The sequence below is a fragment of the Micromonospora sp. NPDC004704 genome, assembly GCF_053601675.1.
On the sequence record NZ_JBSGCD010000008.1, the window covers coordinates 61,516 to 74,310 of the forward strand.

18 protein-coding genes are annotated in these 12,795 nt (G+C 70.2%); 10 read left to right on the forward strand and 8 right to left on the reverse strand.

Translation table 11 applies throughout. The features are described 5' to 3' along the window. The first annotated feature begins 91 nt into the window (after positions 1–91). Positions 92–1,072, forward strand: a complete 981-nt coding sequence (locus ACWEFB_RS13365) for a quinone oxidoreductase family protein (protein ID WP_452285238.1) — start codon at positions 92–94, stop codon at positions 1,070–1,072. Here the strand turns inward: ACWEFB_RS13365 and ACWEFB_RS13370 are convergent. Both ACWEFB_RS13370 and ACWEFB_RS13375 read right to left on the reverse strand, forming a co-directional pair. Further along, on the reverse strand, positions 1,062–1,457 hold the full coding sequence (locus ACWEFB_RS13370; RefSeq protein WP_452285240.1) for an SDR family NAD(P)-dependent oxidoreductase: 396 nt from the start codon (positions 1,455–1,457) through the stop codon (positions 1,062–1,064). The genes ACWEFB_RS13365 and ACWEFB_RS13370 overlap by 11 nt on opposite strands. A gap of 93 nt (positions 1,458–1,550) precedes the next feature. Beyond that, on the reverse strand, positions 1,551–1,976 hold the full coding sequence (locus ACWEFB_RS13375) for a hypothetical protein (protein ID WP_452285242.1): 426 nt from the start codon (positions 1,974–1,976) through the stop codon (positions 1,551–1,553). 149 nt (positions 1,977–2,125) lie between these two features. Here ACWEFB_RS13375 and ACWEFB_RS13380 point away from each other — a divergent pair, with 149 nt between their 5' ends. From ACWEFB_RS13380 to ACWEFB_RS13390, 3 genes are all read left to right on the forward strand, one after another. Continuing rightward, complete coding sequence (locus tag ACWEFB_RS13380) at positions 2,126–2,776, forward strand: DUF998 domain-containing protein (protein ID WP_452285244.1); 651 nt, start codon at positions 2,126–2,128, stop codon at positions 2,774–2,776. A 33-nt stretch (positions 2,777–2,809) separates the two neighbouring features. After that, positions 2,810–3,181: a YciI family protein gene (locus ACWEFB_RS13385; protein ID WP_326560532.1), complete on the forward strand. Its 372-nt coding sequence runs from the start codon at positions 2,810–2,812 to the stop codon at positions 3,179–3,181. 64 nt (positions 3,182–3,245) lie between these two features. Further along, positions 3,246–4,484 carry an RNA polymerase sigma factor gene (locus tag ACWEFB_RS13390; RefSeq protein WP_452285246.1) on the forward strand — a complete coding sequence of 413 codons (1,239 nt, stop codon included), beginning with the start codon at positions 3,246–3,248 and terminating at the stop codon, positions 4,482–4,484. Positions 4,485–4,508: 24 nt separating this feature from the next. On the opposite strand, the gene ACWEFB_RS13395 is transcribed toward ACWEFB_RS13390, so the two are convergent. Next, complete coding sequence (locus ACWEFB_RS13395) at positions 4,509–5,501, reverse strand: MerR family transcriptional regulator (protein ID WP_452285248.1); 993 nt, start codon at positions 5,499–5,501, stop codon at positions 4,509–4,511. A 117-nt stretch (positions 5,502–5,618) separates the two neighbouring features. Further along, on the reverse strand, positions 5,619–6,227 hold the full coding sequence (locus tag ACWEFB_RS13400; protein WP_452285250.1) for a TetR/AcrR family transcriptional regulator: 609 nt from the start codon (positions 6,225–6,227) through the stop codon (positions 5,619–5,621). A 109-nt stretch (positions 6,228–6,336) separates the two neighbouring features. Between ACWEFB_RS13400 and ACWEFB_RS13405 the strand changes: the two genes are divergently transcribed. Beyond that, entirely contained in the window at positions 6,337–7,086 is a 750-nt protein-coding gene (locus tag ACWEFB_RS13405) for an SDR family oxidoreductase (protein ID WP_452285252.1), read from the forward strand. 15 nt (positions 7,087–7,101) lie between these two features. Continuing rightward, on the forward strand, positions 7,102–8,001 hold the full coding sequence (locus tag ACWEFB_RS13410; RefSeq protein ID WP_452285254.1) for a TIGR03620 family F420-dependent LLM class oxidoreductase: 900 nt from the start codon (positions 7,102–7,104) through the stop codon (positions 7,999–8,001). A 159-nt stretch (positions 8,002–8,160) separates the two neighbouring features. Here the strand turns inward: ACWEFB_RS13410 and ACWEFB_RS13415 are convergent, their stop codons facing one another. Then, on the reverse strand, positions 8,161–8,985 hold the full coding sequence (locus tag ACWEFB_RS13415; protein WP_452285256.1) for a class I SAM-dependent methyltransferase: 825 nt from the start codon (positions 8,983–8,985) through the stop codon (positions 8,161–8,163). Positions 8,986–9,054: 69 nt separating this feature from the next. Between ACWEFB_RS13415 and ACWEFB_RS13420 the strand changes: the two genes are divergently transcribed. The 3 genes from ACWEFB_RS13420 to ACWEFB_RS13430 all read left to right on the forward strand — a co-directional run bounded on the left by ACWEFB_RS13420 (position 9,055) and on the right by ACWEFB_RS13430 (position 10,863). Next, entirely contained in the window at positions 9,055–9,642 is a 588-nt protein-coding gene (locus ACWEFB_RS13420) for a TetR/AcrR family transcriptional regulator (RefSeq protein WP_452285258.1), read from the forward strand. A 143-nt stretch (positions 9,643–9,785) separates the two neighbouring features. After that, positions 9,786–10,229, forward strand: coding sequence for a nuclear transport factor 2 family protein (locus ACWEFB_RS13425; protein WP_452285260.1), 444 nt, complete (start codon positions 9,786–9,788; stop codon positions 10,227–10,229). Positions 10,230–10,254: 25 nt separating this feature from the next. Beyond that, positions 10,255–10,863, forward strand: coding sequence for a class I SAM-dependent DNA methyltransferase (locus tag ACWEFB_RS13430; RefSeq protein ID WP_452285262.1), 609 nt, complete (start codon positions 10,255–10,257; stop codon positions 10,861–10,863). Positions 10,864–10,869: 6 nt separating this feature from the next. Here the strand turns inward: ACWEFB_RS13430 and ACWEFB_RS13435 are convergent, their stop codons facing one another. Genes ACWEFB_RS13435 through ACWEFB_RS13445 form a run of 3 tightly spaced genes read right to left on the reverse strand, consistent with a single transcriptional unit; the run spans position 10,870 to position 12,031 of the window. After that, positions 10,870–11,226 (reverse strand): nuclear transport factor 2 family protein, encoded by a 357-nt coding sequence (locus tag ACWEFB_RS13435; protein WP_452285264.1) that lies wholly within the window; start codon positions 11,224–11,226, stop codon positions 10,870–10,872. Beyond that, positions 11,223–11,687 carry an SRPBCC family protein gene (locus ACWEFB_RS13440; protein ID WP_452285266.1) on the reverse strand — a complete coding sequence of 155 codons (465 nt, stop codon included), beginning with the start codon at positions 11,685–11,687 and terminating at the stop codon, positions 11,223–11,225. The genes ACWEFB_RS13435 and ACWEFB_RS13440 overlap by 4 nt, the downstream gene beginning before the upstream one ends. Beyond that, a complete protein-coding gene (locus ACWEFB_RS13445; protein WP_452285268.1) occupies positions 11,684–12,031 on the reverse strand; it encodes an ArsR/SmtB family transcription factor in 348 nt (115 codons plus the stop codon). Before ACWEFB_RS13445 ends, ACWEFB_RS13440 begins: the two co-directional genes overlap by 4 nt. Positions 12,032–12,135: 104 nt before the next feature. Here ACWEFB_RS13445 and ACWEFB_RS13450 point away from each other — a divergent pair, with 104 nt between their 5' ends. Then, on the forward strand, positions 12,136–12,774 hold the full coding sequence (locus ACWEFB_RS13450) for a hypothetical protein (RefSeq protein WP_452285270.1): 639 nt from the start codon (positions 12,136–12,138) through the stop codon (positions 12,772–12,774). The last annotated feature ends 21 nt before the right edge of the window (positions 12,775–12,795 follow it).

A 12,795-nucleotide genomic window follows, 5' to 3' on the forward strand; every position in this document is an offset into this window, starting at 1 on the left:
AGGTTAGCGCACGTCAGGATGCGTTACGACGTGCGCTCTGGTACGTTGGCATTAACGCATCACGGGGTGCGTTAATGCGAAGGGAAACCCCATGAAGGCTGTTCAGGCCACCCGGTTCGGAGACCCGACCGTGCTCGCCGGTGTCGACCTGCCGGATCCGACACCGGGACCGGGTCAGATCGCGATCGACGTCACGCACTCCGCGGTCGGGCTCGTCGACCTGTTCTTCCGGCAGGGCGTGTACAAGGATCGGCCCGGCATGCCGCAGCCCCCGTTTGTTCCCGGCCTTGAGGTCACCGGCACCGTGCGCGAGGTCGGCGATGGTGTGACCGGGTTCACCGTCGGCGAGAGGGTGGTCTCGATGTCCGCCAGCGGCACGGGCGGGTACGCGTCGGTCTACATCGCCCCGACGTCGCTGGTCGTGTCGACCGAGGGCTACGACATCGACCCCGCCCTTGCCGTCTCGGTCGTGCCGAACGCGGCGATGGCCCACGCCGCCCTCACCCACGTGGCTCACCTGTCCGAGGGTGAGACCGTCCTCGTACACGGCGCTCTCGGCGGCTTCGCGGCGGCCTTCCCCGGCATCGCCCGCCAACTCGGTGCCGCCCGGGTGGTGGGATCGGTTCGGGCGAGCAAGCTGAGCGCAGCGTCGACGACCAGGCTGCCCTACGACCGGATCGTCGATTCCGCCGAACTGCTCGATGCCCTCAGTGGCGAGAAGTTCGACGTCATCATCGATCCTGTCGGCGGCGACGTCCGCACCCAGAGCCTCGATCTGCTGGCGCCGGGCGGGCGCCTCCTGGCGGCCGGGAACGCCAGCGGCGACTGGAGCCACCAGATCGACAGCAACCGGCTTTGGCTGGGGGGTATCACCGTGGCCGGATTCAACGCCGGCGTCTACCTGCCGACACATCCGCAGGTGGTCCGCCCGGCCCTTGAGGCGGCGCTGAAGGCGGTCGCCGCCGGGCTGGGCGAGACCGAGGTCGACGTGCTCCCGTTCACCGAGGCCGTCACCGCACACGAGCGGATGGAGAACCGCGCTCTCAACGGTCGCATCGTCCTCACCCCGTAGCCGCCCGTACACCGGTGGCCATTTCCGCCATGTGGAGCGCCCCCTGGCTTCCGGTGGCCGGCGCTGCCTCGGCGGTGGCCCGCATTCCCGGAACCAGGTGCCGGATCAGGCGTACGGAGCTGAACACGTTGATGTTGTACATCTCGGCCCAGGCGCCTGCGTCCGTGTCCGCCCACCCGGTTGCGGGGTCGTAGAACCCGGCGTTGTTGACCAGGATGTCCACCTCCCCGGTCCGGGAGGCCACCGCTTCGGCACCGGCGTCGGTGGTGAGGTCACCGATTACGGCCTCACCACCGACCTTCCGGGCGGTCTGCTCGGTACGGGCCTGGTCCCGGCCGTGCACCACCACGCGGACCCCTTCGGCTGCCAGGACAGCGGCGATCACGGAAGGTAGGACGAATCGGCCGGAAAGCAATGACCTCCTGTTGCGCGAGGGACACTGCCTCCGGCCGTTCAGGGTCGGCGTGGCTTTCCGGTGTCAGATCCGGGTCATGTTGGAGGCGTATCCGCCTCCGCCGGGGTAGGTCCATTCGCCGGTGACGGTGGTGTCGTCGGCGCTGAACGTGCCCTCGTAGTAGGCGGGGCCGCCCTTCGCGCCGGCCCAGATGGTCAGCTTGTCGCCGACGAGTTCGTAGACGTAGTCGAAGGTGTTGCCGGCCGCGTCGTAGAACCGCGACACCACGTCCGCGCCGACCGGCTCGCCGAACGGGTGTAGGTGTCCGATGACCTCCAGGCCGGTGACCGGCTGGTCGAACTGGCTGAGTTCCACGTGCTGGAGCAGGAAGAACCGGCCGGCCATCCACTCGTACCGCACGGTTCCCTCGGCGCCGCCGGTCACCGACCAGGTGCCGACCAGGCGGTCCAGGGCGGTCAGTTCGGCGCTCGGCTGGGTGTTCTCAGACATCGTGTCCTCCTCGGTGGGTGCTTGCCGGTACCTCGGAGGCGACGTCCGGGCCTTGACATCGACAATGTGTGATCTAGCTCACGCTCTGGAACGTCAAAGTCCGCGGAGCGGCCACGAGGTAGCGGCAAGCACCCACCAAGGAGGAAGTCATGGCCACCGTCGCCGCCACCGTTCCCGCCGTCCGCCGCTCGTCCGACCGGCTGCTCCTCGCCGGTGCCCTTGCCGGGCCGGTCTTCTTCGCCTCGGCCGTGACGCAGATGCTCACGCGTGAGGGCTACGACATCACGCGGCATCCGATCAGCCAGTTGGCCACCGGAAGTCTCGGCTGGATCCAGATCACCACGTTCGTGCTCGCCGGCCTCGGCGGCCTGGCGCTCGCCGTCGGTATCCGACGCACGCTCACCGAGGGCACCGGCTCGCGGGTGCTGCCGATCTTCGTCGGGATCTTCGGTGCCGGCCTCGTCGCGGCCGGGGTGTTCACCATGGATCCGGAGTACGGCTTCCCGGTAGGGACCCCTGAGGGGCCGGTCGAGGGGATGTCCTGGCACAGCATCGCGCACTCCACGGCGGCAGCCGTCGCCTTCACCGCGCTGGCCGTCGCCGCCATCGCGCTGACCGTCCGGCACGTCCGCCGTCGGGCCGCCCTGCCGGCGGTGCTGAACGGCCTCGCCGCGCTCATCCTGCTGATGCCGATGTCGCCGAGCCACATGAGCATCCAGATCGCCCTGAACGGCCTGGTCGCCTTCACCTGGACGACGGTCGTCGCCCTCTCCCTGCGCCGTTCGAGCTGGTCGGCGTAGCGTGATCCGAGCCCCGCGAACACGAGGATAAGTGTGAAGTATCTGCTGCTCAGCTACACGCCGGCCGCCGCCTGGGACGCCGCGACCGCCGACACCCCGTCGGAGGAGGCGCTGGCCGCGTTCGCCGCGTACCAGCGGTTCGAACAGGAGCTGATCGAGACCGGCGAGTTCGTCAGCAGCGAGGGACTCGGTCACCCGGCAGTCAGCACCACGGTCCGCAGGACCCCCACCGGCGTGGTGGCGACCGACGGGCCATTCGTCGAGCTCAAGGAGGTCCTGGCCAGCTTCGCGGTGATCGACGTGGACAACCAGGAGCGCGCCGTCGAGATCGTCTCGCGGATGGTCGAGGTTCTGGGCGAGCCGATGGAGATCCGGCCGATAATGGGCGCGGACTTCGCGACATGACCCGCCGCATCCAGCGTCATCGGACGGCGGCAGACCCGGCGGGCACACGAACGGCAGCACCGGCGTGACACCGGACGTCGAGCACCTGCTGCGCACCGAGGCACCGCAGGTCCTCGGCGCGCTGGTGCGGCGCTTCGGCCACTTCGACATCGCCGAGGACGCGGTACAGGAGGCACTGCTCGTCGCGAGCCGGGCGTGGCCGACGGACGGCGTGCCGGACAACCCGCGTAGCTGGCTGATCCGGATCGGGTACCGGCGGATGGTCGACCTGCTCCGCACCGACCAGGCCCGACGCCGCCGCGAGCGGCACGCCGGCATGAGCGAGCTGGCGTTGCGGGACCCGACCCGCCAGGCAGATCCCGCGCTGGAGACCGACGACAGCCTCACCCTCCTGCTGCTGTGCTGTCACCCCACGCTGAGCCCCACCTCCCAGGTGGCGCTCACGCTCCGCGCAGTCGGAGGCCTAACCACCACGGAGATCGCACACGCCCACGGGACGACCGAGAACACCATGGGCGCCCGGATCAGCCGAGCCAAGCAGCAACTGGCCCGCGCCGGAGCCAGGTTCACCCCGCCGACCGACGCCGACCGCGACAGCCGGATGAACGCCGTCATGCAGGTGCTTTACCTGATCTTCAACGAGGGCTACACCGCCACCACCGGAGACGAACTCACCCGCGTGGACCTGACCCGCGAGGCAATCCGGCTGACCCGCATGCTCCACAACTCCCTGCCGGACGACCCAGAGGTGACCGGGTTGCTCGCCCTGATGCTGCTCACCGAGTCGCGACGCGCTGCCCGTACCGACGGCGACGAGTTGGTGCCGCTGGACGAGCAGGACCGGACACGGTGGGATCCCGAGCTGATCCGCGAGGGCGCCGACCTTATCGACAGCGTTTGGCGGCGGCGCGAGGTCGGCACGTACCAGCTACAGGCAGCAATCGCGGCGGTGCACGCCGCAGCCGCGTCGCCGGACCAGACGGACTGGCCCCAGATCGCGGCCCTGTACCTGGGACTGGAACGGCTCAGTCCAACCGCACCGGTACGCCTGAGCCGGGTGGTCGCGGTCGCGCACGCGTACGGGCCGGCCCGAGGGCTGGCCCTGCTCCACGACCTCAACCGGAGCCACCACCTGGACGAGAACCCACTGACCCGGCAACGCGAACGAGCGATCCGCGCACATCTGCTCGAAATGACCGGTGACACGGCCTGCGCGGCGGCGCGGTACCGCGAAGCAGCCGCCCTGACCCAGAACCAGGTCGAACAGCGATACCTCCAACGCCGAGCCCACCGCCTCGGCTGACCGATCGCCGGCCGGCGACCGCGATCAGGGAGTCGGTACGGCGGACGCGCGCAGGGCCGAGGCCAGCCACTCGTACGGAAATCGCTCCGGCGGCACGTTGTTCACGGCGGTGACCAGCTCCATGTACCGGTCGAACGGTCCCTCCGGGTCCGGCGGGGTACGGTCCCACTCCGCGCCCTCCAGCATGTGGTCGGCCGCCTGGATCCGGAACTCGGGCGTGTCCGGCATCCCGGGGCTGTCCGGGGTCGCGAAGATGCCGGTCAGCCACCCGATCCACTGGTCGGCGATCTCCCGCCCCCTGGGCGAGTCCGGCGGCACCTGCTCCCGTGCCGCGTCCATCACCGGTTGGGCGATCGCCGCGCCCGCTTCCAGGGTGTCCAGCATCGGCGACGAGGTCATCAGCGGCCCGGCCCCGGTGGTGCACGCCTCGTAGAGCTCACGGCGTACGGCCTGCCGGACCTCGGTGTCCCGGACCAGTTCGGCCAGCTCGATCCACGCCTCCAACTGGGCCGCGGTGGGTTGTTCGGGCAGCTCGGGGCGGGCCGCCCGCCACCACTCGACCATCCGCTCCGGCGCCTCCCAGCCGGTGGAGACCTCGGTCCAGAACTCGTCGATCAGCCGGTCGCGTTCCTCGTCCGGCATGCCGACCAGCTTGTGCATCAGCGTGACCTGCTCGGCAGTGGAGTCCTGCCGGAGGATGACCGACAGCACCGCGCGGCGGCTGCGCAGCCGTGCCTCCTGCCGTGCCAGCAGGGCCAGGTGGGTGGCGGCCAGCTCGCGCAGTGTCGCCTCGCCGGCCAGCACCCGCCGGATCTCGTCCAGGCCGGCGTCGAGTTCCCGCAGCGTCCGGACCAGTTCCAGTCGGGCGATGGCCGACACGTCGTACAGGCGGTGGCCGGCCGGGGTGCTGGCGGCCGGCGTGACGACACCGGCGTCCGCGTAGTACCGGACGGCGCTGACGCTCAGGCCCGTCCGCCGGGCGACATCCCCGATGGGGTACAGCTCGTTCATGTCCACGACGCCCACTATGGGATCTCAAGCGGCTTGAGATGCAAGCCCCGATCAGGTCGTCTGACAATCTCGGGCGACGGCCCAGGTCAGGTCGACCGGGCCATTCCGATGCCGACGGTCGTTCTACCGACCCGGCACGGCGCGCAGGGCCAGTTCGACCACGCGTTCCAGGTCCTGCTGGGTGGCGCCGGCCGAGGCGTGGACGGCCAGCCCCTCGGACACGGTCATGATGTAACGGGCGAGGTCGTCCGGGCTGTTGACGGCGGGTAGGTCGCCCTCGTCCACCGCGCGCTGGAACCGGTCACGCATCGCCAGTTCCCCCGCCTTGCGGGCGCGGGCCAGGGTCGCGGTCACGTCGGCGTTCGCCGGGCCGCAGGCCAGCCCACCCTGGATGGAGAAGCACCCGGCGGGACGTCCGGGGGTGGTCACCGCCTTGGCGTTCTCGCGGAGAAAGGTCTCGGCGACCTGCCGGGCCGTGGGTTCGGCGAGCGCGGTACGGGCGTACGCCATGTCGATCTCGGCGTACCGGGCGAGCGCCTTGTCGAACAGGTCCCGTTTGTTGCCGAATGCGGCGTACATGCTTGTTTTGTTGATCCCCATGGCCTCGGTCAGGTCGTGGAGCGAGGCGCCCTCGTAGCCCTGCCGCCAGAAGATCTCCAGGGCGCGGTCGAGTGCCCGGTCGGCGTCGAAGCCGCGGGGTCGGCCGATGGAGGTTGGCTGGGTGGTGCTCATGCAGCCATGGTAGCCCGCTCGGGACCGATCGGTACACAAGTCCGCCGGGACGTGCTACGGTCGACTTCAGTACCGATCGGTACCGAAGAAATCCCTGGAAGGAACTCCGATGGGACAACTGACTGGCAAGACGGCGGTCGTGACCGGGGCCACGAGCGGCATCGGCCTCGCCGTGGCTCGACGGTTCGCCACCGAGGGCGCACACGTCTTCGTCACCGGACGCCGCAAGGAGCAGCTCGACGCGGCCGTCGCGCAGATCGACGGCGACGTCACCGCAGTGGCCGGCGACGTGTCCGACCTCGCCGACCTCGACCGGCTGTACGAAGCGGTGGCGCAGCAGGGCCGCCGGGTGGACGTACTGTTCGCCAACGCCGGTGGGGGAGAGTTCGCCTCCCTGGAGCAGGTGACCGAGGAGCACTTCGACCAGACCTTCGACACCAACGTCAAGGGAACCGTGTTCACCGTGCAGAAGGCGTTGCCGCTGCTCAACGACGGTGCGTCGATCATCCTCAGTGGTTCCACCGCCGCCACCAGCGGCGCCGAGGCGTTCGGCGTCTACGCCGCATCCAAGGCCGCCATCCGCTCGTTCGCCCGCACCTGGGCCAACGAACTGCGCGGACGCGCGGTCCGGGTCAACACGATCATCCCCGGCCCGACCGACACCCCCGGCATCACCGGCCTGGCCCCCAACGAGGAACAGGCCGTACAGCTCAGGGGCTACCTCGCCGGGTCGGTACCGCTGGGCCGGATGGCCCAACCGGCCGAGATCGCCAACGCGGTCCTCTTCCTCGCCTCCGACCAGGCCAGCTTTGTCACCGGCGCCGAACTGTTCGCCGACGGCGGACTCAACCAGATCTGACTCGGGGAGTCGTTCATGAAGCTGGGACGAACGGGCATCTGGAGCATCGAGCTACGCCTCGGCGATCCGGGCGAGATTACCGAAGCCGCCGCCGAACTGGACGAACTCGGCTGGGGCACACTGTGGATCCCCGGCCTGGGCGGCGGGGACATCATCGGTGACATGGACCGGCTGCTGGGGGCCACCCGCCATGCCACCGTGGCGACCGGGGTCTCCAGCATCTGGCGCCACGACCCGGACGACCTGGCCGTCGGCCACGCCGACCTACGGCACAGGTACGGCAGTCGTACGCTGCTCGGCCTCGGGGTGAGCGACCCCGGTGCCGCCCAGAACGCCGGACGTCCGTTCCGTCCACTGGCCGCGATGAACGACTATCTCGACCGCCTCGATGCCGCCGGCACCCCGGTGCCGGCGGCAGAGCGGATACTGGCCGCCCTGAGCCCCGGACTGACCCGGCTCGGCGGTACGCGCAGCCTGGGTGTGCACCCGTTCATGGTCACGCCGGAGTCCACCGCGGTCTCCCGGGAACTCCTCGGCCCGGGACCGCAGCTCGCGCCGTACCAGGCGGTTGTTCTTGATCGAGACCCGGCGCGGGCACGCGGCATCGCCCGCGACTTCCTCGGCGGGTTCCTCGGGATGGGGCACTACGAGCGGAGTCTGCGGCGGCAGGGATTCACCGAGGAGGACCTGCGCGACGGCGGTAGCGACCGGCTCATCGACAGCGTGGTCGCCTGGGGAGACGTGGCGGCGATCGAGAAACGCCTGCGGGCGCACCACGACGCCGGAGCCGACCATCTCGGTCTGCACGTGATCACCGGGAGCAGTGGCCTACCCCGTCGTGAGTGGCGCGAACTGGCGCCGCTGAACGGTTCCCGGCCTTCCTCGACTGAGCCTCAGGACTCGGCGGTGGTGTAGGTCGCGATGATGACGCCGGTGGTTGTCACCTGACTCCCGGTGAGCCGCAACTGCCGGAGGGTGCCGTCCTCGGGGAAGATCCGCTTGCCCCCGCCGACCCGGTGCGGTTGCCCGGCGACCCGGCGCGGCGCTCGCCTCGGTAGCCGAGGGCTCCCTTGCTCAGGGCTGGGTGCCGGTCCGGGTCGCGGTGAGGCCCCAGGTGGCGTACGCCAGCGTCACGGTGCCGCCCAACTCGTCAACCGCCTTGCCCACGGCCGCCAGCACCTCCGCCACCGGGTCCGGCGGCAGAGTGGTGAGCCCGCCCGAGGTCGGCACCAGGTCCAGGATTTCATCGCGGGTGTACGAGCGCTCCCAGTCGTACCGCCACAGCTCGGGCTCGTCGAACCCGCCCGCCTCGCGGATTCCGTCCGCGGCCCTGGCGTACAGCGCCCGGTACGCGTCCAGGATCGAGCCCGCTGGCCGCCCGTTGAAGTTGATCGGCGAGTCGGGGGCTGCCCGCCGGTACGCCGTGGCGAGGGCGTCCGCCACGGTGGGCGGAAGCTGGTAGACGTGTCCGAAGGGTGCCAGTAGGCCACCCGGCCGCAGGATCCGGGCCGCCTTCACCGCGCCCGCGATCGGGTCGACCCAGTGCCAGGCGGTACCGGAGACGACCGCGTCGAAGGTGCGCCCAGTGGGCTCCCACGCCTCGAAGGTCGCGACCTCGACCTCGATGCCGGTCGCCCGAGCGAAGTCGGCCATCCGGGCGTCGGCCTCGACGCCGAGCACGGTGCGGCCGGTGGCCAGGAACTGGCGCGCTTCGATGCCGGTGCCGCAGCCGACATCGAGGAAGTCGGTGCCGGGGCTGGCGGCCACGATCCGCTCGATCACGGCGTCGGGGTACGGGGGCCGGTTCCGGTCGTACCGCTCGGGGTCGACCCCGAACGACTCCGCCATCCGGCGGTGCAGGTGCGGTTCCGGCCCAGGTGAGGACGGTATAGTGACCATGCGCCCACTCTAGTGGGCGCTCGCCCACTTCGGCAATCTCGCGCGCTCAACAAGGGAAAGGGGTAGCCGTTGCCCACCGGCGTAGCGCTACAGGACCCACGCCGACAACTCTTCGACGCCGCCGTGCGGGTGCTGATCCGAGACGGCGTCACCGGCCTTACCGGTCGGGCGGTCACCACGGAGGCGGGCGTCGCCAAGGGGGTGCTGCATCGACACTTCGCCGACTTCGACGTCTTCCTCGCCGAACTGGTGCTGGAACGCATCGCCCGGGTCGAGGCTCAGGCCACAGCCCTGCGGGACGCGGCCGGGACCGGCACCGTCGCCGACAACCTGACTCGTACCCTGATGGACCTCTTCGAGCCGGTCATGGTGGCGATCGTGGTCCTCGTCATCGCCCGTGACGAGCTGCGCGCGAGGCTGCGTGCCGCCGGCACCTCCCGGTTCCCCCTCGTCGGCGAGGGCACGGCCATGATCGTCGGATACCTGACGGCCGAGCGCGACCATGGCCGGATCGAGTCCGACGCCGACGTCGAGACGCTCGCGCCCACCCTGATCGGCGCCGCGCAGCTGCTGTTCACCGAGCGGAAGGACAGCCCCCCGGAGCCTGCGGCCGTCCGCAGGGTCGTGACCACCGTCCTGGCCAGCGCCCTGCGGTAACCGCGATCCCACACCTGGACTCGGCGCAGGCAGCCACGAGCGCGAGAACGGTCCATGAGCCTGTCAGACCGTGCCTGACGCGTAGATCGCGGCATGACAGGATGGCCGAACATGCTTCGTCCAGTCAGCCTGGGGGTCGGTCGATGTCTCAGATGGGCCAGCCGTCGGACGACGCCGCCGGCACCGGCGCGGGTTCCGATGAAATCGACGCGTTGCGCGCGGCCGAACGACGGCTACAGCAGGCCCAACTCGCCTCGGATGTCGCGGCGCTGGACCGGTTGATCGATGACCGGCTCGTGTTCACCGGACCGGACGGCGCCCTGTACTCCAAGCAGGACGACCTGGACGTACACCGGTCGGGTCGGCAGTCGATGACCCGGGTGGAGGAGGAGGACCTGGCGGTGCTCGTCGTCGGCGGCACCGGGGTCACCTGGTTCCTCGGCACGCTGGAGGGCACCATCGCCGGTGAACCGTTCGGCGCCCGGGTCCGCTACACGCGCACCTGGATCCTCGACGGGGACAAGGGGTGGCGCCTGATCGCGGCACACGTCAGCCCCACCGCCCCGGACATCGCCACAGCGGGGTAACCGGTTCGGGACCTATAGTCGCGCGATGACATCGGAGCAGGTACGGCAGGCGTACGCCTCGGTCGCGGACCTCTACATCGAGTTGTTCGGTACGGTCCAGCAGGCGCACCCCGACGACCTCGCCTTCATCGGGGACCATCTGTCGAGTCAGCCTGGTGTGGTGCTCGATCTGGGCTGCGGGCCCGGCCACTTCACCGGTTACCTCCGCTCGCTGGGCGTCCACGCGAGGGGGATCGACATGGTTCCCGAGTTCGTCGCCCATGCCAAGGCTGTCCACCCGGACAGCGAGTTCCAGCTCGGATCGATGGACAATCTCGACGTCGCGGACCACTCCGTCAGCGGCATCCTGGCCTGGTATTCGTTGATCCATCTGCCGCCAGGGGACCTCGACGGCGTGCTCGCCGAGTTCCGGCGAGCGATGACCCCGGCCGGTACGTTGGTGGTCGGTTTCTTCGACGGCGACGAGGTTGGCGCCTTCGACCACAAGGTGGTGACGGCCTACCGCTGGCCCGTTGACGAGTTCTCCGCGCGGCTGAGGGAAGCGGGCTTCGAGGAAGTCGGGCGGGCGCAACGGCCCGCCGATGGAACTCATCGGCCGCACGCCGCGATCGCGGCCACCGCGACGAAACGGTGAGCCGCCTCAGGGCAGCGGGACGACGTACGAGTCGACGCGGGCGATGAGCCCGTCGCGGAAGGTGAACAGGTCGTTGAAGGCGAAGCGGAACGACCCCTGCTCGACGCTGGCGCCCCGGCCCTCGCCCGTGGTGACGACGACCGGCCCGTCCTCGTAGACACGCTGGACGTCGAGTTCGGGGCTGCCGGTGAACGCCCGATTCTCGATCTCGCCGTCGAACTCCGCTCTGCCGCGGGTGGTCCGGTGGCCGTGGATGACCCACTCGACGTCGTCGGTGAGGGTCGCCAGGATGCGCGGGTGGTCACTGGTCCGGAAACCGGCGAAGTACTCCGCCACGAGGTCGCGTTGGGTCGTCCGGGTCATGGTGTTCTCCGTACCGGTGCGGTCCGGTGGTTCGACAGGTGTGTGGCGAGGGCGTCGAGGATCGAGGCGAGCCCGTCGGCTGCCTGGGCCGTCCGCAGCTCACGGGGGAGGCGACGCTGGTGGACGGTGAGGTCCGTGCCGTCGCCGGCGGGACGGACGGTGATCGTCGTACGGAGGCCGGTGACGGGTTCGTCGAACACGAGCTCGTGCGGCGCGTCGATGCTCACGTAGACGAACCGGAGCCGGCGGGTTGCGCCGTCCGGGGCGCGGGTGTCGAGCGCGAACTCTCCGCCGGGACGCAGGTCGACGGCCACGGACTCGGCGGGGACTGTGGCGTGCGAGCCGCCCCAGAACGCCGCGATGCTTGCCGGCGAGACGAAGGCGGCCCAGACACGTTCGGGTTCCGCCGGAAGGTGCCGCTCGGCGATCAGCTCGTCGCCGCGGAGTTCTGCTCTGGTCAACGGGCTGCTCCGTCGTCGGTGAGGTGCTGTTCGAGGGCGTCGAGCCGGTCGTCCCAGGCGCGGCGCTGGTCGTCGATCCACGTACGGAGCAGCGAGAGCTGGTCGATCCTCAGCCGGCAGGGGCGTCTGGTGCCCTCGCGTCGCTGCTCCACCAGGCCACACCGTCGCAGGACACCGATGTGGTGCGAGATCGCCTGCGGGGTCAGGTCGAACGGCTCGGCAAGCTCGCCCACCGTGGCGTCGCCCTGGGCGAGACGAGTCACCAGGGCGCGACGGACGGGGTCTCCGAGGGCCGCGAAGGTCGAGTCGAGGTCCGGCCCGGGGGCCACGAGCGAGGTGAGCACGGCTCCACCATAATGCAAACATCCATTTGTGCAAGCCATCGTTTGTGAAGAACGAGGTCTCGCGGGACGTCGATCGATGGCGGTGATGTGCTCTACTGCCAACCATGGGGCGGCGGGCTGGTTCGATCGTCGGAGTGGTGGTGCTGCTCGTCGCGGTCGGAGGCGTTGCCGGCTGGCGGTGGTGGCACAACCGGCCGCCGTACGGTCCGGAGGCGCTGGCCGCCACCGCGACCCTGAGCCTGGTCGACCAGGTCACCGCGGACGCCGCGATCAGCCCGGCCCAGGTGGAGCAGGCCGGTGCGGGCGACCAGATCGTCCTCGGCCGAGTTACCTGGGTACGGCCCCCCGAACCCCAGGTCGACGGCTCGTTCCGCATCGTCGTGCTGGACAAGCGCACCCGCCTGATGCCCGGCTTCATCAACGTGACATCGGCGCGGCCGGACGCTGTCGGCGCCGGCTCGGACGGATCCCTGGACCGCGCCGAGAAGCGCTATCCATGGCTCCAGGGCATCGGCAAGCGCGAGGTCAACGGGTCGTTCTGGAGCGCAGGCAGCGCCGTCACAGTGTCCTCCGTAGACGCTTCACCGGTGACACTCGTTGTCGTGCTGCATCCGGCGCGCCGGGGCACGCCACCCGAGCAGGCCGTCGCGACCGCACCCGTCGCGGTCACCGACCTCCTGGTCGCCCTGATCAACGTCGGGCCGGACGGCCAGGTCTACTGGGCCCAGCGCCTGCTGAACTGACGACCCGGGCAACGAGCCACC